General features: G+C 66.8%; 17 protein-coding genes. 4 read left to right on the forward strand and 13 right to left on the reverse strand.

Translation table 11 applies throughout. The features are described 5' to 3' along the window. Positions 1-33: 33 nt before the first annotated feature. The 13 genes from EL249_RS05860 to EL249_RS05925 form a co-directional block, all read right to left on the reverse strand. Positions 34-717: a cytochrome c-type biogenesis protein gene (locus tag EL249_RS05860; RefSeq protein WP_005673734.1), complete on the reverse strand. Its 684-nt coding sequence runs from the start codon at positions 715-717 to the stop codon at positions 34-36. A gap of 228 nt (positions 718-945) precedes the next feature. Further along, positions 946-1,668: a DsbE family thiol:disulfide interchange protein gene (locus tag EL249_RS05865; protein ID WP_005673733.1), complete on the reverse strand. Its 723-nt coding sequence runs from the start codon at positions 1,666-1,668 to the stop codon at positions 946-948. 162 nt (positions 1,669-1,830) lie between these two features. Next, positions 1,831-3,858 carry a heme lyase CcmF/NrfE family subunit gene (locus EL249_RS05870; RefSeq protein WP_005673732.1) on the reverse strand — a complete coding sequence of 676 codons (2,028 nt, stop codon included), beginning with the start codon at positions 3,856-3,858 and terminating at the stop codon, positions 1,831-1,833. Between the two features lie 3 nt (positions 3,859-3,861). After that, positions 3,862-4,311 carry a cytochrome c maturation protein CcmE gene (gene ccmE, locus EL249_RS05875; RefSeq protein WP_005673731.1) on the reverse strand — a complete coding sequence of 150 codons (450 nt, stop codon included), beginning with the start codon at positions 4,309-4,311 and terminating at the stop codon, positions 3,862-3,864. 407 nt (positions 4,312-4,718) lie between these two features. Then, positions 4,719-5,459 carry a heme ABC transporter permease CcmC gene (gene ccmC, locus EL249_RS05885; RefSeq protein WP_005673729.1) on the reverse strand — a complete coding sequence of 247 codons (741 nt, stop codon included), beginning with the start codon at positions 5,457-5,459 and terminating at the stop codon, positions 4,719-4,721. An 8-nt stretch (positions 5,460-5,467) separates the two neighbouring features. Further along, positions 5,468-6,145: a heme exporter protein CcmB gene (gene ccmB / locus EL249_RS05890; RefSeq protein ID WP_005673728.1), complete on the reverse strand. Its 678-nt coding sequence runs from the start codon at positions 6,143-6,145 to the stop codon at positions 5,468-5,470. After that, positions 6,142-6,768, reverse strand: coding sequence for a heme ABC exporter ATP-binding protein CcmA (gene ccmA, locus EL249_RS05895; protein ID WP_005673727.1), 627 nt, complete (start codon positions 6,766-6,768; stop codon positions 6,142-6,144). Before ccmA ends, ccmB begins: the two co-directional genes overlap by 4 nt. Beyond that, positions 6,765-7,679, reverse strand: coding sequence for a c-type cytochrome biogenesis protein CcmI (gene ccmI / locus EL249_RS05900; RefSeq protein WP_005673725.1), 915 nt, complete (start codon positions 7,677-7,679; stop codon positions 6,765-6,767). Before ccmI ends, ccmA begins: the two co-directional genes overlap by 4 nt. Positions 7,680-7,718: 39 nt before the next feature. Beyond that, complete coding sequence (locus EL249_RS05905) at positions 7,719-9,074, reverse strand: HlyD family type I secretion periplasmic adaptor subunit (protein ID WP_232002046.1); 1,356 nt, start codon at positions 9,072-9,074, stop codon at positions 7,719-7,721. After that, positions 9,067-11,268 carry a type I secretion system permease/ATPase gene (locus EL249_RS05910; protein WP_005673723.1) on the reverse strand — a complete coding sequence of 734 codons (2,202 nt, stop codon included), beginning with the start codon at positions 11,266-11,268 and terminating at the stop codon, positions 9,067-9,069. Before EL249_RS05910 ends, EL249_RS05905 begins: the two co-directional genes overlap by 8 nt. A 4-nt stretch (positions 11,269-11,272) precedes the next feature. Further along, complete coding sequence (locus EL249_RS05915; protein WP_005673722.1) at positions 11,273-12,643, reverse strand: TolC family protein; 1,371 nt, start codon at positions 12,641-12,643, stop codon at positions 11,273-11,275. A gap of 146 nt (positions 12,644-12,789) precedes the next feature. After that, positions 12,790-13,695, reverse strand: coding sequence for an SDR family oxidoreductase (locus EL249_RS05920; RefSeq protein WP_005673721.1), 906 nt, complete (start codon positions 13,693-13,695; stop codon positions 12,790-12,792). Positions 13,696-13,770: 75 nt separating this feature from the next. Further along, positions 13,771-15,360, reverse strand: a complete 1,590-nt coding sequence (locus EL249_RS05925) for an FAD-binding oxidoreductase (RefSeq protein WP_005673720.1) — start codon at positions 15,358-15,360, stop codon at positions 13,771-13,773. A gap of 420 nt (positions 15,361-15,780) precedes the next feature. Between EL249_RS05925 and EL249_RS05930 the strand changes: the two genes are divergently transcribed. The 4 genes from EL249_RS05930 to EL249_RS05945 all read left to right on the forward strand — a co-directional run bounded on the left by EL249_RS05930 (position 15,781) and on the right by EL249_RS05945 (position 23,308). Next, positions 15,781-16,611: an ABC transporter permease gene (locus tag EL249_RS05930; RefSeq protein ID WP_005673719.1), complete on the forward strand. Its 831-nt coding sequence runs from the start codon at positions 15,781-15,783 to the stop codon at positions 16,609-16,611. Continuing rightward, positions 16,601-18,208 (forward strand): ABC transporter ATP-binding protein, encoded by a 1,608-nt coding sequence (locus EL249_RS05935; protein ID WP_083799505.1) that lies wholly within the window; start codon positions 16,601-16,603, stop codon positions 18,206-18,208. The genes EL249_RS05930 and EL249_RS05935 overlap by 11 nt, the downstream gene beginning before the upstream one ends. Further along, entirely contained in the window at positions 18,205-20,307 is a 2,103-nt protein-coding gene (locus tag EL249_RS05940) for a class I SAM-dependent methyltransferase (RefSeq protein ID WP_005673717.1), read from the forward strand. Before EL249_RS05935 ends, EL249_RS05940 begins: the two co-directional genes overlap by 4 nt. Before the next feature lie 70 nt (positions 20,308-20,377). Continuing rightward, positions 20,378-23,308 carry a glycosyltransferase family 2 protein gene (locus tag EL249_RS05945; protein WP_169311680.1) on the forward strand — a complete coding sequence of 977 codons (2,931 nt, stop codon included), beginning with the start codon at positions 20,378-20,380 and terminating at the stop codon, positions 23,306-23,308. Positions 23,309-23,451: the final 143 nt, after the last annotated feature.

Raw genomic sequence — 23,451 nt, forward strand, 5'->3', positions numbered from 1 at the left:
GAGGGCCGTGCGCCTGCCTTGCTGCCAGTGTGCTCAGCTATCTGTCTTGCGGCTGCTCACGTGGGTGGGAGCGGCAGGCTCCTCGGCTGTCCGGGCCAGCAGGGCGTCCACCTGCTTCATGGCGTCCTCGGTGGACAGCGGTGGCGTCTCGTCGTCCTCCCCGTCGCTGCCGTCATCGTCCGTGTCGTCCGCATCGTCGAGTTCGTCTTCCTGCAGCTTGCGCTTGTGCGTCAGCCGCCAGATGACCGCACCGGCCACCGCCAGCAACACCAGCGGCCCCAGCCAGAGAATGCCGTTGCGCCAGGACCAGGTGGGCCGGTACAGCACGAACTCGCCATAGCGATCCACCAGGTAGCGCTTGACCTCGGCGTCGTCACGACCTTCCTGGATCAGGCGCACCACCTCCATCCGCAGGTCCTTGGCCAGATCGGCATGGGAGTCCAGCAGGGTCTGGTTCTGGCACACCAGGCAGCGCAGCTCGGCCGCGAGCCCCCGAAACCGCGACGTGCGCATGATGGCTTCCGCCTGGGCATCGGCATGCGGCGCGCTGGACTGGGCCGCGTCCGGAGCCGCCGAGCCGGTAGCGCTGTCGTTGGTGGCATTGCCGGTTGCTGCCGGCACGGCCTGGACAGGCGTGACGGCCGCCACGGGCGCCACAGGGCCCACCATCAGCGCGGCCGCCAGCCCCAGGCAGGCAGCCCAGTACCGGGATGTCATCGGCCGCGCCGTCCGGCCGCGCGTTTCAGAAACGGACGCGCAGACAGAAACGGTGGAGCGGACTTCCCCCCCATGGGGGGCGGCGCGATCAGGGTGAGGAGGCAAAAGGTTCATGCGGTGACCTGTGGGCAGGTGTCATGCAAGTGGCCTCTGCAGGAAGGGCGCCAGGTGGGGTACGCCGTCATGGCCCTTCCTGTGTGCAGGGCACTGGGTTCGGGATGGGCAGGCTCAGGGCGCCGGATTCGGCCGAGGGCTGGTGTTGCCCGACGGCTGGCCGTTGCTTTCCAGTGCGGCGATGGCCGGCAGTAGCTGGTCCTGCAGCGTCTGGACGGAGAGAGCGCCCGTCAGCTTGTAACGGATCCGCCCTTCGGCATCGATCAGGAAGGTCTCGGGCACGCCATAGACGCCAAAGTCGATGGCCGTGCGGCCCTGGGCGTCCACGATGATCTCGTCGTAGGGGTTGCCATTGCGGGCCAGCCAGCGGCGGGCGTCGGCCGGCTGGTCCTTGTAGTTCATGCCCACGATCCGGATGCGGTGACTCTGGGCCAGTGCCACCATCTGCGGATGCTCCTGCAGGCAGGGCATGCACCACGAGGCCCAGACATTCAGCAGGTAGGGCTGGCCACGCAGCGCCTGGGAACTCACCAGATTGTCACTGGTCCCCTTGGCGTCGGCACCCGCACCGGCGTCGGCGCTGGCCTGGCCGGCCGACGTGTTGCCGTTATCCGGCGTCAGAGCACGCCGCCCGATGGAGGCGGGTGCGTCTGCCAGACGTGGCAGGGCGTACTCGGGGGCGGCCTTGCCGATCAGCGGCGAGGGAATCTCGTTGGGGTTGCGGTTCAGCCCCAGCAGCAGAAAGACCGACAGCGCCAGGAAGAAGCCTGCCGGCAGCAGGTAGCGAAGGGAGAACAGACCGGATTTCTTCTTGGCCTTGGCGCGCTTCTTTTTCATCGTTCAGTGAAGGGATGCGGGAAGGGATGGGGGCATGATACGGCCTGCGGCTCGCACGGCAGAAACCACAGTAGAAACCGCAGCAGAAACCACCGCCGAGGCTGGAAAGGCGAGCGCCGGGCACGGTGCAACACCATGCCCGGCCTGTTGCCGGAGAGCGTTTCAGTCCTGTCGGCCGTGTGCCCGCCGGCGGCGGTAGCGCCGGTCAGCCATGGCGATGAAGCCGCCCAGTGCCATCAGCACGCAGCCTCCCCAGATCCAGTCCACGAAGGGCTTGATCCATACCAGCATCGTCCAGCGACCATCGGGCAGACGTTCGCCCAGGGCCACGTACACGTCACCGGTCAGCCGGGTCTCGATGGCGGCCTCGGTCTGCGTGGTACCCATGGCGCCGCTATAGGCGCGCTTTTCGGGCAGCAGCATGCTGTGGAAGTGCCCGTCGCGGCTGACTTCCACCTTGGCCTGCACGGCCTGATAGTTGGGGCCGGGCACCTCGCGCAGTTCCTGCAGGCGGAACTCATAGCCGCCCAGCGACATGCTCTGGCCGGGCGCCAGTGCCTCGTCGGCCTCGGTCTCCAGGGTGTTCACGCCGGCCACGCCGATGATGAAGACGCCCACGCCGATATGTGCCACCAGCATGCCCCAGAAGGCAGCCGGCAGCGCGCGGGCACGCTCCATGGCAGAGCGCGACGCCGCAGCCTCGCCCGACGGCCACAGCCGTTCGCGCAGCAGCGCCAGTGCCGAGGCAATGGCCCAGATGCCGATGAACATGCCAATGGCAAAGAGCACGGCCCCGCCGACACCGACCCCGCCTTCAGCCGGGCTGGCCAGCCGCTCGGCCGAGAAGCGGCCGGAGGTGAGGGCCACCAGCACCGTGGTGACGATGGACACGCCCAGCGCCCAGCGCAGCCGGCGCAGCAGATCCGGCACCGGCGCGTTGCGCCAGCGAGCCACCGGGCCCACGCCCATCAGGAACACGGCCGGCGCCATCAGCGGCACGAACACGGCCTCGAAGTAGGGGGGGCCCACCGAGATCTTGCCCAGCTCCAGCGTGTCGAGCAGCAGCGGGTACATGGTGCCCAGGAAGACGGCGGCGCAGGCCACCACCAGCAGCAGGTTGTTGGCCAGCAGCATGCTCTCGCGCGAGCTGAACGAGAAGGTTGCCGGCGCATTGCCCTGTGCCAGCCGGGGGGCGCGCCAGGCGTACAGGAAGAGCGAGCCGCCGATGACCACCACCAGGAAGCTCAGGATGAATACGCCGCGTGCCGGGTCGGTGGCGAAGGCATGCACTGAGGTGATGACGCCCGAGCGCACGATGAAGGTGCCCACCAGGCTGAGGCTGAAGGCCGCGATGGCCAACAGCAGTGTCCAGTTGCGGAAGGTGCCGCGCAGTTCGGTGACGATCAGCGAGTGCATCAGCGCCGTGCCCACCAGCCAGGGCATGAAGGAGGCGTTCTCGACCGGATCCCAGAACCACCAGCCACCCCAGCCCAGCTCATAGTAGGCCCACCAGCTGCCCAGCGTGATGCCCAGGGTGAGGAAGCACCAGGCTGCCGTGGTCCAGGGGCGCGCCCAGCGGGTCCAGGCTGCATCCACCCGGCCGCCCAGCATGGCGGCAATGGCAAAGGCGAAGGCCACCGAGAAGCCCACATAGCCCAGGTAGAGCAGGGGTGGGTGCAGCACCATGCCCGGATCCTGCAGCAGCGGGTTCAGGTCGCGGCCATCAGGCGGGGCCGGCAGGCTGCGCTCGAAGGGGTTGGAGGTGGTGAGCAGGAAGAGCAGGAACCCGACGGACACGAAGCCCTGCACGCCCAGCACCCGGCTGCGCACCAGCGTGCCCAGCGTGCGGCCAAAGCTGGCCACGGCCGCTGTCCACAGGCCCAGCATCAGCGCCCACAGCAGCATGGAACCCTCGTGCGAGCCCCAGGTGGCGGCAATGCGGTAGGGCAGCGGCAGCATGCGGTTGCTGTTGCTGGCCACGTTCTTCAGGCTGAAATCGAAATGCACGAAGGACCAGGCCAGACAGCCGAAGGCCACCACCATCATGGCCGCCTGCAGCAGCGTGGCGCGGTGGGCCACCTGCATCAGCCGCCCGTCCTGCCGGTGGGCGCCCCACAGACCGCTGCAGAACTGCACGACCGCCAGTGCCAGTGCCAGCCACAGGGCGTAGTGTCCGATTTCAGCGATCATGCTTCATTGTGCCTTCAGGGTATCGATGGACGACGGGTGCCCCGCCTTGTGCAGTGCTTCAGCGGCCTCGGGCGGCATGTAGTTCTCGTCGTGCTTGGCCAGCACCTCGGAGGCAGTGAAATGCCCGGCATCGTCCAGCCGGCCCTGGGCCACCACGCCCTTGCCCTCGCGGAACAGGTCGGGCAGCGTGCCCACATAGCTGACGGCGATCTGGTGTTCGCCATCGGTCACGACGAACTCGACCCGCGTCCCGTCACGCTTCAGGCTGCCGGGCTCCACCAGCCCGCCGATGCGGAAGGCGCGACCACTGGGGGCTTCACCCTGGGACACCTGGGTCGGCGTGTAGAAGAAGACGATGTTGCTGTTGAGCGCGTAGAGCAACAGGCCTGCGACCAGCACCAGGGCCGCCAGGCCCGAGGCGATCCAGGCAAAGCGCTTCTGGCGGGGCGTCATGAGTTGGCGTCTTCCATGCAGTGGCGCGCATGCCGGCGGCGTCCGGCCAGCAGCACAAGCTCCAACACCAGAGCCAGGGCGGACAGCCCATAGGCAATCAGGACGTAATGCCAGTGTGTCATGGAGAATAGATAGGGGTATCGTAGAGGAAGGATGACGATACCCGTAGCGTGCTGGCCAGCGTTGATCGAGGTCAACGCGGCCGACATTCGGCGGACTGGCTGGCGGGCCATGGCGGATGATCGGATACGTTACGGGAAAATAGTCGTCAAATGGCGCCAGAAACCGGACTGATAATCATTGCGGGTCGTCGGCTCTGATGCCCACCTGTAGCCTTTCTGGCGCGTGGAAGTCTGAAGGTTTCGATGTCTGGATGGCTCGGCGCCCGGTGAGGGGGCCGGACACCGTCACGATTTTTCCGGATGCTCCTGCAGCTCATGCACCCACTGCGTGTGCGCCTCGCGCACCAGGATGATGCTGCGCGCCCGGTGCAGGACCACCGCCACGCTGTAGCACCAGGCCGCCAGCGACATCACCAGCATGGCCAGCAGCATCACCGTGGCCATCTTCGAGCCGCTGACCGGGTTGACGCTGGAGCCCTGGTGCAGGGTGTTCCAGAGATTGACCGAGAAATAGATGATGGGGACGTTGATGCTGCCCACCAGCACCAGAATGGAGCCGGCACGATCGGCGCGGTTGCGGTCCTCGATGGCGTTGGTCAGCGCCAGATAGCCGAAGTACAGGAACAGCAGGATCAGCGTCGAGGTCATCCGGGCGTCCCAGGCCCAGTAGGTGCCCCAGGTGGGCTTGCCCCACAGCGAGCCTGTCCACAGCGCGATGGCGGCCCACAGCGCCCCGGTGGGCGCCAGCGCGGCGATCATCATCGCCGACATCCGGGTGCGGAAGCCCAGGTTCAGGATGGCGTAGATCGCCATCACCAGATAGATGAACATGGCCATCCAGGCCGCCGGCACGTGGATGAAGATGATCCGGTAGACCTCGCCCTGCTGGAAGTCGGTGGGGGCCTCCCAGAAGCCCAGCCACAGACCCACCAGGCACAGCAGGGCGGCACTCACGGCAAACCAGGGGATCAGCCGGCCGGCCAGGGCATAGAAGCGCTGCGGGGCTGCGTAGGCAAACAGGTTCATGCGGGATATCACTCCAATGAGGTGCGCAGCGCCAGCGCCACCAGGTAGGGGCCTCCCCAGGTGGCCAGCACCATGCCGGCCGCCAGCAGCGCCAGGTGCGCATCCGGCGACAGGCCGGCCGTCACCATGTCCACCGCCCCGGCGCCGAAGATCAGCACCGGCACATAGAGCGGCAGGCACAGCAGCGCCACCAGGGCGGCACCGGCCCGCACCCCCAGCGTGAGCGCCGCACCGATGGCGCCCAGCACCAGCAGGGTGGGGGTACCCAGCAGCAGCGTCAGCACCAGCAGGCCCGTGCGTGGCAGGTCCACCGACAGGGCCAGTGCCATGACTGGCGTGATGACGATGAGCGGCAGCGCCGAGACCAGCCACACCGCCAGCAGCTTGCCTGCCACCAGCGCGGTGGCCGAGCGGCCGCTGGCCAGCATGTGCTCCAGGCTGCCGTCCTGATGGTCGTTGGCGAACAGCATCGGCAAAGCCGTCAATTGTGCCAGCAGTGCCATCACCCAGATGATCCCGGGGCCCAGGCGCGCCAGCCAGTCGGTCTCCGGGCCCACGGCAAAGGGCACCATCAGGCAGGCCAGCACGAAGAAGCCCAGCAGGTTCAGCGTGTCGGCCCGGCGACGCAGGGCAATGCGCAGATCGCGCTTCAGTGCCCAGGCAAAGGTGGCAGGGGCGGTTTTCATGCGCGATTGTCCCCCAGCCACAGTTCGGCCGGCTGGCACGCCGCCAGCACCGGCAGGTGGGTGGCGATCAGCGCGCTGCCGCCGCCCTCCAGGTGTTCTTCCAGCAGGGTGTCCAGCAGCGTGCTGCCCTCGGTGTCCAGGGCGGCCGACGGCTCGTCCAGCAGCCACAGCGGCCGGTGCGGTGACAGCAGGAGCCGCGCCAGCGCCAGCCGTTGCCGCTGGCCCTGCGAGAGCCGGCGGGTCTCCACGTTCGGCCGCTTGCCCAGCGCCACCCGTTCCAGCACCTGACGCAACTGCGCGCGGGTGGGACGGGTGCCGTCCAGCCCGGCCAGCAGCTCCAGATTGTCGATGGCCGACAGTTCTCCCTTCAGCCCATGCGCATGGCCCAGCCACAGGGCGTGGGTGCACAGTCGGCCGCTGCCCGGCGCAAAACGGTCATCCTGCCATTGAATCTGCCCCGCCTGCACCGGCGTCAGCCCCAGCAGCGCCCGCAGCAGGGTGGACTTGCCGCTGCCGTTGGGGCCGCGCAGCATCAGCGCGTTGCCCGCCGCAACCGAGAAATCCAGCCCGTCGACCAGCACCTGCTGGCCGCGCTCGATGCGGATGCCGGTGACCTGCATCATGGCTGGGCGGCCTTTCCACCCGGAGAAGGCGCATTGGCCGGCTTTCCGGCATTGGCCTTTGCCCGCACGCCGGCGATGTATTGCTCCACCTGCTCATACTGGGGGGTACCGGGTTTCAGCTGTTGCAGCAGCGGCTCCCAATAGGCCAGCGCCTGGGCAGGGCGGTTCTGGCTCAGCTGATAGGCGCCGGCCAGCGCCATGGCCTTCGGGTGGTTGGGCTGGCGTGCCAGCGCCTCCTGGATCAGTGCCCAGGGGCGGCCCTCCAGCCGGGAATTGGCCTGCCGGCCCAGTGCGTCAGCCAGGTCGGTACGGATCTGCGCTGCCAGTGCCGGATCCTCGCTGTCCAGCTTCAGCGCCCGCTCCAGCGCCTCCACCGCCTTGTCGCCTTCGCCCAGCGCCAGGCGTGAGCGGCCCAGCATCAGCCAGCCTTCCACCATCTCCGGTTCGGCCTCCAGCCGGGCTTCCAGCTGGGCCAGCATCCTGTTCACGTCCGGCATCTGCGACTTCTCGGCGAAGTCGGGCGCCACGGCCTCGGGCATGCCGGTGGTGCGGTAGAAGGCCAGTGGCAGCGCCACCAGCAGGGTGATGAACACCACGGCCAGCAGCTGGCGCCGGCGGGGGGCATCGACTGGGGCGCCAGGGGTGTCGGCTGGCGCAAGGTCGGCCAGTGCACCGGCGGCGAACTCGCGCATCAGCGCCTCGCGCTCGGGCGAGCCTTCGGGCAGGGCCGCCAGCTCCTCGTCGAGCTTCTGGCGGCGTTCACGGATGATGTCCTGATTCAGCCGGGCGGCGTCGGCCGCCGGGGCATCGATGCCGGCGGGACGCCGGCGCAGCAGGGGCCAGGCCACGAAAAGCCCGACGAGAAGGGCTGCCAGGACCAGCAGCCCGAGAAAGAGGGTAGGGGATGACATGCCGGCATTGTCGGGCCAACGGCCACACCGGTCAAAGTGTCACCGCTCCCTGAACGCCTCGCGCATCTTCAGGATCGGCTTCAGGATGTAGTCCATCACCGTCTTCTCGCCGGTGCGGATCTCCACCGCAGCCGTCATGCCGGGGATGATCGGCAGGTCCTTGCCGCCCGCGTGCAGCGTCGAGCTGGTGGTGCGCACCAGCACCCGGTAGTAGCGGTCGTTGCCGGCCGAGCGCTGCTCGTCGTCGCGCAGCGTGTCGGGACTGATCAGCTCCACCTTGCCGTGCAGGCCGCCGTAGATGGCGTAGTCATAGGCCGAGATCTTCACCGTGGCCGGCAGCCCGGGTCGCAGGAAGGCCACCTCGTGCGGGCGGATCTTGGCCTCCACCAGCAGCTGGTCCTCCAGCGGAATGATCTCCATGATGTCCTGACCCGGCTGGATCACCCCGCCGCGCGTGTTCATCCGGATGTTCTTCACGATGCCATGCACCGGTGCGGTCAGCACCGTGCGCGTCACCTGGTCCTGGCGGGCCGTCAGCGCCTCCTGCACCTGGGCCAGTTCGGCCTCTACACGGGACAGGTCGTTGGCGGCATCCACGCGGTACTTGTTGATGCGCTCCTGCATGGCGGCCTGCAGGTCGTTGTACTGCCGTTGCAGGCGCAGCAGCTCGGTCTCGGCCACCAGACCCTTGGCCACCATCGGCTTGGTGATGTTGATCTCGCGGCCGATCAGCGCCTGGCTGGCCTTGGACGTGGCGATGGCCTGCTGCAGCGAATCACGCCGGGCGTTGTAGGTGTCGGTCTCGTTGTCGACCACCTCGGCATCGGCCAGCACGTCCTCCGGGAACTTCAGCGGCGTGCCACGGGCCTCGGCGCGCAAACGCGCTGCCGATGCCTTCAGGCTGATCACCTTGCTCAGACCTTCCTTGTAGGACGAACGTGCCTTGGTCTCGTCAATGCGCAAGAGCGGCTGGCCTTTCTCGACCGTGGCGCCTTCGCGCACCAGCATCTCCGCCAGAATGCCGCCTTCCAGCGACTGGATCACCTGCTCGCGGCTGGACGCGATGATGCGCGCATCCCCCTTGGTGATCTCTTCCAGCTTGCTGTAGTGGGCCCAGATGGCGGCCGACACCAGCAGCGCCACCATCAGCACCAGCAGCAGGAAGCTGCTCTTCTGGCGATCGTTGACCATCGCCTGCTGCATGTCGCGCATGAAGTCGAAGTCGCTGCCACTGCCCGCGTACACGGGGTGGGCGAAGGTGTCGCGCGGCTGGACGGCCTGAGGGGTGGCGGTGGCCACGGCACGCTGGGCCGAGCGCCCGGCGGCGCCAGACTGACCGGATTGGGCAGGGGAGGGCACCACGGCACGCCCTTCATTGGGTTTCTGCTCAGACACGACGAACTCCCTGGATCTTGCCTTCTTTCAGTGCCTGCAGCACCGCTTCCTTCGGCCCATCGGCCACCCGCACGCCTGCGTCCATGATCATCACCCGGTTCACGAAGTCCAGCAGCTGAAGCTTGTGGGTAACGAACACCATCGTCTGCCGCGTGGAAAGTCTGGAAAGCGCCTGCATCACCATCGTCTCGGTGGCCGAGTCCATCGCGCTGGTGGGCTCGTCCAGCAGCATCACCGACGGATTGGCGATGACGGCCCGGGCCAGTGCCACGGCTTGGCGCTGACCGCCCGACAGGCCGTTGCCGCCTTCACCGATCGGCATGTCGTAGCCGCGCGGATGGCGGCTGGCGATCTGGTGCACGCCGAAGGCATCGGCGATGCGCATCATCGAATCGTCGTCGATGTGCGGGTTACCCGCCTTCAGGTTCTCGCGCAGCGTGCCGAAGAAGAGCCGCGTGTCCTGGCCCACGTACAGTACGTGGCGGCGCACGTCGGCCGGTTCGATCTGCTGCAGCTCGATGCCGTCAAGCTTCACCGAGCCCTCGCGTGGCAGATAGAGGCCGGCCAGCACCTTCAGCAGCGACGACTTGCCGCTGCCGATGCGGCCCAGCACCGCCACCCGTTCGCCCGGGTTCAGCGTCATGCTCAGGTCACGCACCGAGTCCGGCGACATCGGGTCATAGCGGAAGCTGATGCCTTCGGCCGCCAGTGCGCCCGCGGTGGTGGGCTTGCGCAGGTAGTTGCGTTCCGGATCGCGGTCGGTGGGGGTGTTCATCACCCGGTTCAGCGATGACAGCGCCGTGCGGGCCTGCTGGTAGCGCACCGCCAGCGCCGTGATGCTGGCCGCCGGCGCAATGGTGCGCCCGGCCAGGATCACCGCACCGATCAGCGCACCCATCGTCAGCGTGCCGTCGCCGATCAGGTACACGCCCCACACCACCATCGCCACCGTGCACATCGATTGCAGCAGCGCAGTGAAGTTGTTCACCATCGCCGTGATGCTGCGGCTCTTCATCGAGGTGCGGGCCGTCAGCGCGGCGGCGCGTTCATAGCGGGTCTGCACCTGGCTTTCCATGCGCAGTGCCTTGATGGCCTCGGCGCTTTCCAGCGTCTCCACCAGAATGCCCTGCTTGATCGAACCTTCCCGCAGGTGTTCCTTCACATAGCGCGACAGCGGAATCTGCGCCAGCCCGCCCACGATCACCAGGATGGGAATGCAGGCCAGCGGCACCCAGAACAGCGGTCCGGCGATCATGTGGATCACCCAGACGAACATCAGCACGAAGGGCAGGTCGGTGAGCGTGGCCAGCGTGGCCGACGTGGCAAAGTCACGCACCGACTCGAATTCGCGGATCGTGTTGGCAAAGGCGCCGGCCGACTGTGGCCGGTTCTCCAGCCGCGACATCATCGCCTGCCGGAACAGCATCGAGCCCAGCAGCAGGTCAGCCTTCTTGCCGGCATTGTCGATGAGCCAGCTGCGCAGGTTGCGGGCCAGGTACTCGAACAGCATGGCCACCATCACGCCGCTGGCCAGTGCCCACAGCGTGGTGTAGGCCTGGTTGGAGATCACCCGGTCATACACGTTCATCGTGAAGAAGGTGCCCGCCAGCGCCAGCACGTTGATCAGCAGCGCCGCCACGGCCGCCTGGGCGTAGTAGCCGCGGAAGCGCCAGATCGTGCTCCAGAACCAGTGCCCCTTCGGACGGTCGATCTCGATCGGGCTGCGCTTGTCCTCGGCAATGGCCGGACGGATCAGTAGGCAGGTGCCGATGTACTGCTTCTGCAGGTCGGCGTGCGTCACTTCCAGTTCGATGGCGCCCGGCTCACAGGGCAGGATCACGGCCTTGCCGTCATTGCGCCAGTCCAGCAGCAGGCACGCGCGCAGGTCCTGCAGCAGAAGCACCACGGGCAGCTGCAGTGGGTTGATCTGGGTGAGGTCCCGATGCTGGATGCGCACCTTGCAGCCATGGGCTTCGGCGATGCGCATCATGCCTGCCGGCTGCAGGGGCCGCTCGTGCGGAATGCCGGTCGCCAGTGCCTCTTCGCTCTTGTGGATGTCGAAGCGCGCCAGCATCTGCGACAGCGCTGTCAGCAGCGGATCGGGCTGCGGCTGCGTCATCGTGGCGTTCAGCGGCTGGGCTGGCTGTTCGGGCCGTCCTTCATGGCCCTGGGGGGGCTGTGCTTGTGTGCTCATGTCTTCAGTTCAGTTCCGGCAATGGCGGAATTCCGTTCCTTTGCTGTGCCTGTGTCTGTTCACTGTCAGTCACCGGCGGCAGTGGCGCGATGCCCAGGCGCGGCAGCAGCTGCCCGGTGGCGCCCAGCAGCCGGTAGCGGGCCTGGGTCAGCTCGGCGTGTTCAGTAGCGGCACCCAATCGTGCGGCGTAGATCTCGTTCTCGGCGTTGAGCAGGTCGATGATGCTGCGCTTGCCGATCTGGAACTGTTCCCAGTAGGCAGCACGCACCTGGCGCGTGCTCTCCACCAGCTCGGCACGCGTGCCCACGCGTCCCACGCGCGACTGGATCTGCGTCCAGTGGCGGGCCACGTCGGTCTGCAGCGCACGGCGCGTGCTGGCCACGGCTTCCTCGGCCGTCAGCACCTGTGCATTGGCCGCCGCCGCCGTGGCAGCGCCCACGCCCCCATCGAAGGGGCTCCAGTCGGTCACCAGACCCAGATCGTAGCCACCGAACCATTTCCGCTTGCCATCGAAATCGCGGGGGCTGGTCACGCGTGCGCGCAGGTTGACGGTCGGCTTGGTCCAGGCATCGGCCACGGCAGCCGCCTTTCGGGCGGCCGTCACCTCGGCGCGACGTGCCAGGATCGACGGGTGCATGTTCAGCAGGTCCATCGCGTCCTGCAGGCTGCGGATCGGCTCGCCCGGGGGTTCCGTGCTGGTCACGCCCTGGATGGGTTGACCCACCAGCTGCGCCAGTGCCTCGCGCGCTTCCGCCAGCTGGCCCTCGCGGTCGGCCAGCGTGAGGCGGGCCTGCGCCAGTCGGGAATCGGTCTGCAGCAGGTCGTAGCCGCGCCCCTGGTCGATGCGCACGATCTCCTGCACGCGTCGCTGCAGCGCGGCGATACCGTCCACGTAGTCGTGGGCCAGCTCTGCCAGCTGCTGCTGCTTTGCCACTTCAATATAGGCATCGGCCACGCGCAGTGCGATGTCGTCGCGCGAGGCTTCGGTACTGTAGTTGGCACTGGACAGACGGGCGCGCTGGCGGTCGGTCTCGTTGTCGGTGCGGCCGCCGTCATAGATCGGCTTGACGGCCTGGGCCCCCAGATCGCCCGAGCGACGGTCGCGACCTTGGCCACGCGTGTAGCCCACTGAAGGCTCGGCAATCACGCCGAAGCGGGTGTTCATGGCATTGGCGGCGCCCGTCACCTCGTGGCGGATGGCCTCGGCGTTGCGGCGTGCCCCCAGAACCTGCGGGTGCTGGCCCAGCGCGATGCTCACGGCCTCGCGCAGTGTCTCGGCCTGTGCCGTGGGCTGCAGCAGCAGGGAGCTGCCCAGTGCCAGGGTGAGCGTTGTCAGCCGCGGGCGTGCCAGAGAGCGGGGTGTTTTCTTCATCATGAATCCTTCCGGTTGGCGGGCATTGTCCGCCCGCCACAGGTCTGCCAGCCAGGCAGGGGCTACCTGGCCGTTTTCGTGGCACCAGCGGGCGCTGTTGGTTGCAACACAACAACCTGTCGTGTCTGCGCGCCGGTCATGGCCGATGGTCAGCCGCGGCCAACCAGTGGCATCTTGGTGGCCATCAACGTCATGAACTGCACATTGGCCGACAGGGGCAGTCGCGCCATGTCCAGCACCGCCTGTGCCACCAGCGCCACGTCGATGGTCGGCTCGGAGGCCACGCGGCCATCGGCCTGCAGGATGCCTTCGGCCATGGGCCGCGCCATCTCGGTCATGGCGTTGCCGATGTCGATCTGCCCGCAAGCAATGTCCCAGGCGCGACCATCCAGCGAGGCCGCCTTCGTCAGGCCGGTCATCGCGTGCTTGGTGGCCGTGTAGGGCATGGTCATCGGTCGGGGGGCATGTGCCGACACCGAACCGTTGTTGATGATGCGCCCGCCGCGTGGCGTCTGCGCCTTCATCACCCGGAAGGCCGCCTGGGTGCAGAAGAACGGCCCGTTCAGGTTGGTGTCCACCACAGCGCGCCACTGTGCGGGCGAGAGCGTTTCCAGCGGCACGGCCGGTGCACCGATGCCGGCATTGTTGAACAGCACGTCCACACGCCCGAAATGCGCCACCGTCCGGTCAAAGAGGGCATTCACGGCGTCCGGATCGGTCACATCGGTGGGAACTACCAGTGCGCGGGCCGCATCACGGGGTTGCGTGGTGGCTGTGGTGTCAGTCGTGCGTTCCGACAAGGCGGTACGGCTGCGTTTTCCGTTCGGACCGGAATCCGCTTCGGCCGTGGCGCCGTCCTGCATGTCGGGCCGGGGGGCACCATGCTGCAACCAGAGCTGCACGGTTTCCTGCAACGCATGTTCGCGCCGACCGGCCAGCGCCACCGCGTAGCCGGCCTCCAGAAAGGCGCGAGCCACGGCCCGGCCGATGCCGCTGCCAGCCCCGGTGATGATGGCAACGGGCGGCGCTTTGGCAGACTCGGCAGGATTCGACATGGCTCTATCAAAAAGAATGAAAAACGGAACCGGCCATTATAGGAGTGCCACGTTGTTGGCTTCTTGCAACGATTTTCAGTGGTATGGCGTTCGTGTATACGGCGTGGGCAGCAGCTTGCCGGGGTTCATCCGGTCCTGCGGGTCCAGTGCCTGCTTGATGGCGCGCATCATCTGCAGTTCCAGCGGCTGCTTGTAGCGCACCAGTTCTGCCTGACGCAGCACGCCAATGCCGTGTTCGGCCGAGATGGCGCCCTCGTACGCTGCCACCAGATCATGCACCAGCCGGTTCACCAGGGCCTCGTCGCGGGCAAAGGCCTCATCATAGTGCTGGGCAAAACGTGCATGGGGAGCCACGTTGAAATGCAGGTTGCCATCCCCCAGGTGCCCGAAAACGATCAGCCGCGCATCGGGGTAGGCCTGGCGAATCTGCCGTGATGCTGCTTCGATGAATTCACCGATGCGCGAGATCGGCACCGAGATGTCATGCTTGATGTTCTTGCCTTCGTGGCTCTGCGCGGCGGATATGTTTTCGCGCAACGCCCACAGCTGTTCAAACTGCGCCAGCGACTGCGAGATCACTGCATCCTGCACCCGCCCGTCGGCCAGTGCCTCGGACAGCACCGCTTCCAGTCCTTCCTGTGCCGCCGGCTCGCTGTGCAGGCTGCTGACTTCCAGCAGCACGTACCAGGGCAGGGGGGCGTCGGCAGGATACGCTTCAAAAGGCAGCCGGCTTCCGGGGATGTTCTTCAGCACCAGCTGCATCGCCGCGTCCGATATCAGCTCGAAGGCGGTCAGCTCGGCCGCCAGTCGGCCTTGGGCCTGCGCCAGCAGCGCCAGCGCCTGCTCGGGCGATTCCAGCTGCACCAGCGCTGCCACCTGGCCAGCCGGCTGCGGGTAGAGCTTCAGCACGGCCGCCGTGATGATGCCCAGCGTACCCTCGGCGCCAATGAACAGGTCACGCAGGTCATAGCCGGTATTGTTCTTGCGTAGCCGGTTCAGGCCATGCCAGACCTGGCCGTCGGCCGTCACCACCTCCAGTCCCAGGCACAGCTCGCGCATGTTGCCGTAGCGCAGCACCTGCACCCCGCCGGCGTTGGTGGCCAGGTTGCCGCCGATGGTGCAGCTGCCCTCCGAGGCCAGCGACAGCGGAAACAGCCGTCCATGCGCCGCGGCGGCTTCCTGAGCCGCCTGCAGCGTGCAGCCGGCCTCCACCACCATCGTGCTGGCCAGTGCATCCACGCTGCGGACCTGCTGCATTCGTGACAGTGACAGCAGGATCACGGGGCGGAGCCGGGCGTCTGCGCCGCCCGTGGTCCGTGCCTGCGATGGATCCAGGTCATCGGACGGCGCCTTGTCCGCTGAAGCTGGCGGGGCCCCCGACGGGAGCCTGGAGGGCGGAACACCCAGCGGCACCGACGCGCCGGTGAGCCCCGTGTTGCCTCCCTGCGGCACGATCACCGCGTCGTGTTCCACGCACCAGCGCACCACGGCCGCCACGTCCGCCGTGCTGTCGGGCTGCACCACCGCCAGAGCCGGCCCGCCCCAGCGCTGGCGGTAGTCACGCAACCAGGGGGCCATCCCGGCCGGGTCGGAAACCATTCGGCCCGAGAAGGCTGCCCGCAGCGAGGCGAGAAGGGCGTGGGAGGAGGAGGGCAATGAGGACATGGGCAGGCGCGGCTTTCCTGGGGCTGGAGACTTCACGGGCAGGCGGGCAGCAGGCCTCGGGCGGGGCGGATGCTGCGCCCTTCATTTTGCACCAGGGTACGGGTGTGTAACGGCATTCTTGCGCCTGTAAGGTTTTGCCGTGAAGGCGGCCTTCCCTGGGGCCTTGGCGACGGTCGGAGGGGGTCAAGGCCGTAGAATGCGGGGAAACGCTCCGGCTGCTGCCCTGCGCTCATCCATGGCCATGCCACGGAGCCAGGGGCAATCCGGGCGGGGGCCGCCGTGTGTGACGGATGTCACGCCGGCAGATGTCGGGGCATAGGTGCCGGACCATGAGCCTGGGCATTCCCGGATAATAATCAACCCGCTGCCGCTTCCGGTCGTCCCGTCCGGCAGCCTTTCTTCGTTGCGGACTTCCCACCGTTGAATCCACACGCTGCCACGCCCGTCTCGCCGGGCTTCATGGTGTCCACACTGCTGCGGCACCGCACGCTCATCCTGCAGATGGCCCGGCGCGAGATCGTCGCCCGCTATCGCGGCTCGGTCATGGGCGTGTTCTGGTCCCTGCTCAACCCGCTGCTCATGCTGGTGGTCTACACCTTCGTCTTCTCGGTGGTGTTCAAGGCCCGCTGGCATACCGGGGCCCAGCAAAGCCATACCGACTTCGCCATCATCCTGTTTGTTGGCGTCATCGTGCACACGCTGTTCTCCGAGGTGGCCGGGCGGGCGCCGTCGCTCATCCTGGGCAACCCCAGCTACGTGAAGCGCGTCGTGTTCCCCTTGGAGATCCTGCCGGTCGTCAGCCTGCTTTCGGCGCTTTTCCAGGCTGGTGTCAGCATGGCGGTGCTGCTGGTGGCACTGCTCATCATGGAAGGCGGCATCCCGCTCACCGCACCGCTCATCGTGTTGGTGTGGCTGCCGCTCCTGCTCTTCTCGCTGGGGGCCAGCTGGTGGCTGGCCGCGCTGGGTGTCTACGTGCGCGACATTGCCCAGGCCATCGGCGTGGTGCTCACCATCATGCTGTTCGTCTCGCCGGCCTTCTTCTCCATCGAGGCCATTCCCGAGACCATGCGCCCGTGGGTCAAGCTCAACCCGCTCACGCTGCCCATGGTGCAGTCGCGTGACGTGCTCATCTGGGGCAACCAGCCCGACTGGACCGAGTGGGGCATGTTCACCGCCGGCATGGCGCTGTTCGCCTGGCTGGGCTTTGTCTGGTTCCAGAGCATCCGCAAGGGGTTCGCCGATGTCCTCTGATACCCGTACCCCAGCCCGTGAGGGCAGTCCTGCCGCTGGCCATCCTGCTGATGTGGCCGACCCGGTCTTCGCCGGCCAGGCCGCCCCCGTGCCTGCCGAGCCCACGCTGGACAGCGATGTGGCCATCCGCGTGTCGGGCCTGTCCAAGTGCTTCCAGCTCTACGACGGCCCGGGCCACCTGCTCAAGCAGCTGCTGATGGGCCGTCTGGCCCGTCTGGTGGGGCGCACCCCGCCGCAGTACTTCCGCGAGTTCTGGGCTCTGAAGGGGCTGGACTTCACTGTGCGCCGGGGCGAGACCGTTGGCATCGTCGGCCGTAACGGCGCCGGCAAGAGCACGCTGCTGCAGATCCTGTGCGGCACGCTCACGCCCACTGCCGGTCAGGTCGACATCCGTGGCCGCGTGGCCGCGCTGCTGGAGCTGGGCGCGGGCTTCAATCCCGAGTTCTCCGGACGCGAGAACGTCTACCTCAATGGGGCCATCCTGGGTATCAGCCGAGAGGAAATCTCCCGGCGCTTTGCCGATATCGAAGCCTTTGCCGACATCGGCGAGTTCATCGATCGGCCCGTCAAGTCGTACTCGTCCGGCATGTACGTGCGGCTGGCCTTTGCCGTCTCGGCCTGCGTCGAGCCCGACGTGCTGATCGTCGACGAGGCTCTGGCCGTGGGGGACGCCAAGTTCCAGGCCAAGTGCTTCCGCCGGTTCGAGGAGCTGGTCTCGCGCGGCACCACCATCCTGCTGGTCACCCATTCCACCGAGCAGATCACCCGTCACTGTGACCGCGCCATCCTGCTGGAAGGCGGCGTGGTGCACCAGGAGGGGCCTCCCAAGGACGTGGCCAACACCTATCTGGACCTGCTCTTCGGCGTGCAGCGCAAGGTCGAGGACACGAAGAAGGCCGGGAAGGGGGATGATGCCAAGGACGGCAAGACTGCCGCTGGCGGCGCCCTGCAGACGGATCAGGATCGGGGCGATGCGCAGGGGGCGGTCGAGCAGGAAGAGGGCACGGCGGCTTCGGCCGGGCACGACGGTGCGTCTGCCGCTCATGCTGTTGCCCGTGGCCGCAACACATCTCCGCTGTCGCTGCTGCCCGTGGGCCATCCGCCCGGCCGCTTCGAGGAGCGCCCTGGCTACAACAGTGATGAATACCGCTGGGGCAGCCGTGAAGTCGAGATTGTCGACTTCATGGTCACCACCAACGGTGTGGACCACACCGTGCGCCTCAACACCGGCGAACAGGTGATGGTGGTGGCCTGGGTGCGGTTCCGTGTGGACGTACCGGCTCCCATCTATGGCCTCACCATCAAGACGCCCGACGGCGTGACCGTCTATGGCAGCAACTCGCGCGACTTCCCCGACGGCCCGGTCATGCAGCCGGCCAGGGCAGGACAGACCGTGCGCGTGGTCTTCTCGCTGGACCTGCGCATCGGCGCCGGCGACTTCCTGCTGTCGTTGGGCGTGGCCCAGGAGATCGGCGGCGGAGAGGTCGAGCCGCTGGACCGGCGCTACGACAGCATCCTGATGCACGTCAGCCGGCAGTCCCGCTGCTACGGTCTGGCAGATTTCGACATGCGTGTGGACATTCAGGCAGACACATGAGCTACCAGAAAGACGCAGATTACAACCTGTACTTCCGTCCGGGGGCCGAGGCCTTCGGCTATTCGGAAGGCGCCGAGGCCGAACAGCGGCTGCTCGACATCGTGGAAGGTCTGGACGACCGCAGCACCTTTGCGCCCGGTTATCTCGAGAACATCGTCGACTGGTCCACCCGCTACCACTTCAGCCGGGCACGGCACTGTCTGGTGCGCCCGCTGGATATCGGCCCCCAGGACCGCGTGCTGGAGCTGGGCTGCGGCACCGGCGCCATCACCCGTTACCTGGGTGAGACCGGTGCACAGGTCACGGCCGTGGAAGGCAGCCTGGCCCGCGCCCGTGTGGCGGCCGCTCGATGTGCCGACCTGCCCAATGTCACCGTCATTGCCGATGACCTTCAGGCTGTGGACGTGGAAGGCCAGTACGACTGGGTGACGCTGATCGGTGTGCTGGAATATGCCGCCGCCTATTCCGGGGCACCGGATCCTTACCAGTCCTACCTGGCGGCAGCGGTGCGTCACCTCAAGCCGGGGGGCCGGCTGGTGGTGGCCATCGAGAACCAGCTGGGCCTGAAGTATTTCAACGGCTGCGGGGAAGATCACCTGGGCAAGCCGTTCTCCGGCATCCAGGATCTCTACCAGAAGACGGGTGGGCCGCGCACCTTCGGGCGTCAGGCGCTTTCGCAGGTGCTGGCCCGTGCCGGTCTGGAACAGCAGCAGTGGCTGTATCCGTATCCGGACTACAAGGTCCCCAGCATCGTGCTGACCGATGCGGCGCTGAAGCACCCCGACTTCAACGCCTTCGACCTGCTGCTGCGCAACGACAGCGAAGACTACAACGACAACCGTCATCGCGTCTTCGATGAGGCCCTGGTCAACCGCGTTCTGGAAGAGAACGGTCTGCTGGGTGACTTCAGCAACTCCTTCCTGGTGGTGGCTCAGCACCCCCTGCCGGTCGAGAAGGCAGCAGGGAAGGGCAAGGGCCGAAATGCCCGCGCTGCCTCGGGCAAACCGGCCGCTGCTGCACCCTGGCAGCCCGCTGCCCTGGCCTGGACCTTTGCGGCCGTTCACCGTCATCGGGGCATGGCCACCGAGACCCGCTTCATTCCGCAGGCACAGGGCGGGATCCGCGTCACCAAACGCCGCATCCTGCCCGATGAACCCGTATCCCTGCCGCTGGCTGACGGGCACACCATCACGCTGGAAACTGCCGATTCCGACTACTTCCCGGGTCGTCAGCTGGCCTGGCGCGCTCTGGTCGCCCATGTGCGCGAAGGCAACGTGCCGGCCATGGTCGAGGCATTGCGTCCCTGGTGCGAGACCCTCCTGTCTTCTGCTGAAGTCGGCACCTCGCCTTTGCTGGCTGCGGCATCGGAGCAGGGGGCTGATGCCGCAGGGACCACAGGGGAGTCCACCGAGGCCGTCCCGGACGCAGGTGCTGCAGGATATGCCCCTGGTGCGGCAGGCATTGGCGAGCGTGGTCGCCCGCTGCGCCAGCTGGTGCTGCCCGGCAACCTGATGGACATGGTGCCTTTCAACATCCTGATCAACGAAGGCACGGGACGCCAGCAGATCATCGACCAGGAGTGGGTGGTGTCCTGCCCGGTTCCGGCTGGCTGGGTACTCACGCGCGGCGTCATGCACAGTCTGCAGGTTGGCCTGGTCCCGCGAGACACCCTGGGCTCCATTCCCAGGGTCGTCATCGCCCTGGCCGATCGCTGTGGCTACTATGCGACGCCCGAAGATGTCCAGCAATGGCTGGCACTGGAAGAGACCTTCCTGATGGCTGTTTCGGTGCGTGCCGTCAGCCACGGCCTCTATACTGGCACCCGCCGGCCGGTGCCCATGGTGCTGGACAGCCTGGCTGCTCAGGGAACCGAACTGCACGAACAGCGGCAGCGGGCCCAGGCGGCCGAAGAGAATGCCCAGGTGCTGCGCCAGCAGCTGGCAGAGTGCAGCCAGGAACTGACCGATGGCCTGAAGCGTATCGACGCCAGCCGGCAGAAGATCGAGGAACTGGAAGCCCAGGTCCAGACGCTGCTGCATTCACGCAGCTGGCGCTGGTCCGAATGGCTGCGCAACCTGCGCCGCCGTTGTCGCATCTGATCTCTGCCGCATCGGGGCCACGCCCCGGGGCGTCATCCCGAACAAGAACAAGCCCTGCTCGATGAACGACATGGACTCCCTCCTTGCCCAAGTGCTTGCCTTCCGGCCCAACCGGCTGGTTCCTCCCTTCGACCTGCAGGGCCACATCCCGTTCGTGGCCTGGCTGGTAAAAGAACTCCAGCCCGCCACCTTCGTCCAGCTGGGTACCCAGTCGGGCAACCTCTACTTTGCTGCATGCCAGACCGTGGCCGAGAACAGCCTGCCTACCCGTTGCTGGGCCGTGGGCACCTGGCAGGCCGAAGAACTGGCACAGCGCCACAGCGTGCAGCAGGAAGCCGGCGCATCCGACTACAACCGCCAGCATTTCGGCGCCTTCTCCGGCCTGCTGCGCATGGGTGATGCCCAGGCCCTGCCTCGCTTTGCACCCGGCAGCATCGATCTGCTGCTGATCGATGGTCGCTACTCGCCCGAGACCGTACGCAACGAATACGAAAGCTGGCGTGACCGGCTCTCCGATCATGCCGTGGTGCTGCTGGTTGGCATCGAGCAGGCTGACAGCGGTGCGGCCGCTCTGTGGCTGCAGCTGCAACCCCAATATCCGCATCTGGCCTTTGCGCATGCCCAGGGTCTGGGTGTGCTGGCGGTGGGCGGGAACGTGCCGAAGGCCTTCCAGCAGGCGTTGCAGGCCTGCGCCACGCCCGAAGCCCGCAACCAGCTGGCCGGTGTGGCCGACATGCTGTTGGGGGCCCAGATACAGGCCGGCATGCAGGCACAGATCGAGGCACTCACTGCCCGGCTGGCCGAGCGTGATGAACAATGCGCCCAACTGCAGCGCACGCAGGCTGAACTGCAGCAGAAGCTGGATGGCCTCCAGCGGGTGGAAGAGGCCAGGCTGAAGGAACGTCTGACCGAAGCCAACCAGGCGCTGGAAGAAGCACGTGCCGCCCGACAGGCCTCGGACCAGCATGCTGCCGAGCTGCATCACCTGGCCACCGCCCTGCAGCAGTCGCTGTGCTGGCGCATGACCGCCCCCATCCGCTGGGTGGGTACCCCCATCAACCGAACCCGCCAGAAAGTCGCCTTGGTGCGCCGCTCCATTGCCATGCGCGGGGGCGTCGGAAAGACCGCCAGCCAGGCCGTCAGCATCCTCAGGAACGAAGGCGTTCAGGGCCTGCAGGCACGTATCAGCAACGCCGAGCGCCTGCTGAACGTGCCGGCCGCCGCTGCACAGGCTGCGTTGCTGCAACCGGGCGAAGATCCCTACCACGGCTGGCTGCGTCTCTACGACCCCACCGACAAGGCCACCATGGCGGCCCTGGGCCAGAAGATCGAGGACCTGGGCATCACCACCACCTTCTCGGTCGTCATGCCCGTCTATAACCCGCCGCTGGACTACCTGCGCCAGGCCATCGAATCCGTGCAGGCCCAGGTCTATCCGCACTGGGAAATCTGCATCGCCGACGATGCCTCGCCCAATGCCGCCGTGCGTGAACTGCTGACCGAGCTGGCCGCCCAGGATCCGCGCATCAAGCTCGTCTTCCGCGAAAAGAACGGCCATATCTCGGCAGCTACCAATTCGGCGCTGGAAATCGCCACCGGCGACTACATCGCGCTGATGGACAACGACGACCTGCTGCCGCCGCATGCCCTGGCCTACATGGCGCTGGCTGCCCACCAGCATCCGCAGGCCGGCCTCATCTACTCCGACGAAGACAAGGTCACCGAAGACAACGTGCGCCAGGCGCCGTACTTCAAGTGCCAGTTCAACTACGAACTCTTCCTGTCGCAGAACATGATCAGCCACTTCGGCGTCTACCGCCGCAGTGTGCTCGAAGAGATCGGGGGATTCCGCGTCGGCTACGAAGGCGCCCAGGACTGGGATCTGGCCCTGCGCGTCATCGAGAAGGTTGGCCCCGAGAACATCGTCCACGTGCCGCGCGTGCTCTACCACTGGCGCATCTTTCCCGGCAGCACCGCGCTGGCACTGGAAGAGAAGGACTACGCCCTCAAGGCCCAGATCGAATCCATCACCTCGCACCTGCAACGCATCGGCAAGCCCGACACCCAGGTCTATCCGGCTCCCGGCATCCCGGGCCTGCTGCGCATCAAGCACCGACTGCCCGATCCGCTGCCGCTCGTCAGCATCGTCATCCCCACCCGTGACCGGGTCGAGCTGCTGTCCATGTGCGTCAATTCCATCCTGGAAAAGACCGCCTACCCGAACTACCAGATCGTCGTCGTGGACAACGGCAGCACTGATGAGAAAGCGCTCGCCTACCTCGACAGCATCGCCAAGGACGAGCGCGTCAAGGTCATCCGTGCCGACATCCCGTTCAACTACTCTGCGCTCAACAACCTGGGGGTGGCGCAGACTGACGGCGAATACCTGGTGCTGATGAACAACGACATCGAGATCACCCAGACCGACTGGCTGGAAGAAATGCTGGCCTTTGCCTGCCAGCCCGATATCGGCTGCGTGGGCGCCCAGCTCTGGTATCCCAACAACACCCTGCAGCATGGCGGCGTCGTGCTGGGCATCGGTGGCGTGGCCTCCCACGCTCACAAGGGCATTCCGCGCGGCAACTTCGGCTACTTTGGCCGCGCCTCGGCCCATCAGATGTTCAGCGCCGTCACGGCCGCCTGCCTGATGATCCGGAAGAGCACCTACCAGGCCGTCGATGGCTTCGACGAGACCCTGAAGGTCGCCTACAACGACGTGGACTTCTGTCTGAAGGTCCGTGCCCAGGGGCTGCGCAACCTCTACAACCCCTTTGCCTCCTTCATCCATCACGAATCCGCCAGCCGGGGCAGTGACCAGGCAGGCAGCAACCAGCAGCGTCTGGCAGCCGAGGCTGCCATCATGAAGCAGCGCTGGGGCGCCCTCATCGCCGATGATCCGGCCTACAGCCCGAACCTCTCCCTGCTGGGGGACGACTTCTCCATGGCGTGGCCTTCGCGGGTGGCAGCACTGGACGTGTCGGTTGCGCCGGTTGCGTCGTGAACCCGCACGGCAGGCCCCGCGTCAGACGCCTTCCGGGCTGGCGCGGGCCTGCGGATTCTTGCAGGGCTGCATGACGAAAGACGTGCGTGTCAGCCCTGAGTAAGGGGCACTGTACAATCCGGTCAGTCTCGTTACAAAGCTGA

The sequence above is a fragment of the Lautropia mirabilis genome (assembly GCF_900637555.1).
GTDB classification, from domain to species: Bacteria; Pseudomonadota; Gammaproteobacteria; order Burkholderiales; family Burkholderiaceae_E; genus Lautropia; species Lautropia mirabilis.

Coding starts and splice junctions, on each gene's coding strand:
- ccmI (WP_005673725.1), bottom strand. CDS start 7,679: ATGTCATCCCCTACCCTCTTTCTCGGGCTGCTGGTCCTGGCAGCCCTT.
- ccmB (WP_005673728.1), bottom strand. CDS start 6,145: ATGAAAACCGCCCCTGCCACCTTTGCCTGGGCACTGAAGCGCGATCTG.
- ccmC (WP_005673729.1), bottom strand. CDS start 5,459: ATGAACCTGTTTGCCTACGCAGCCCCGCAGCGCTTCTATGCCCTGGCC.
- EL249_RS05920 (WP_005673721.1), bottom strand. CDS start 13,695: ATGTCGAATCCTGCCGAGTCTGCCAAAGCGCCGCCCGTTGCCATCATC.
- EL249_RS05945 (WP_169311680.1), top strand. CDS start 20,378: ATGGACTCCCTCCTTGCCCAAGTGCTTGCCTTCCGGCCCAACCGGCTG.
- EL249_RS05860 (WP_005673734.1), bottom strand. CDS start 717: ATGACATCCCGGTACTGGGCTGCCTGCCTGGGGCTGGCGGCCGCGCTG.
- EL249_RS05925 (WP_005673720.1), bottom strand. CDS start 15,360: ATGTCCTCATTGCCCTCCTCCTCCCACGCCCTTCTCGCCTCGCTGCGG.
- ccmA (WP_005673727.1), bottom strand. CDS start 6,768: ATGATGCAGGTCACCGGCATCCGCATCGAGCGCGGCCAGCAGGTGCTG.
- EL249_RS05940 (WP_005673717.1), top strand. CDS start 18,205: ATGAGCTACCAGAAAGACGCAGATTACAACCTGTACTTCCGTCCGGGG.
- EL249_RS05915 (WP_005673722.1), bottom strand. CDS start 12,643: ATGATGAAGAAAACACCCCGCTCTCTGGCACGCCCGCGGCTGACAACG.
- EL249_RS05865 (WP_005673733.1), bottom strand. CDS start 1,668: ATGAAAAAGAAGCGCGCCAAGGCCAAGAAGAAATCCGGTCTGTTCTCC.
- EL249_RS05910 (WP_005673723.1), bottom strand. CDS start 11,268: ATGAGCACACAAGCACAGCCCCCCCAGGGCCATGAAGGACGGCCCGAA.
- EL249_RS05935 (WP_083799505.1), top strand. CDS start 16,601: ATGTCCTCTGATACCCGTACCCCAGCCCGTGAGGGCAGTCCTGCCGCT.
- EL249_RS05870 (WP_005673732.1), bottom strand. CDS start 3,858: ATGATCGCTGAAATCGGACACTACGCCCTGTGGCTGGCACTGGCACTG.
- ccmE (WP_005673731.1), bottom strand. CDS start 4,311: ATGACGCCCCGCCAGAAGCGCTTTGCCTGGATCGCCTCGGGCCTGGCG.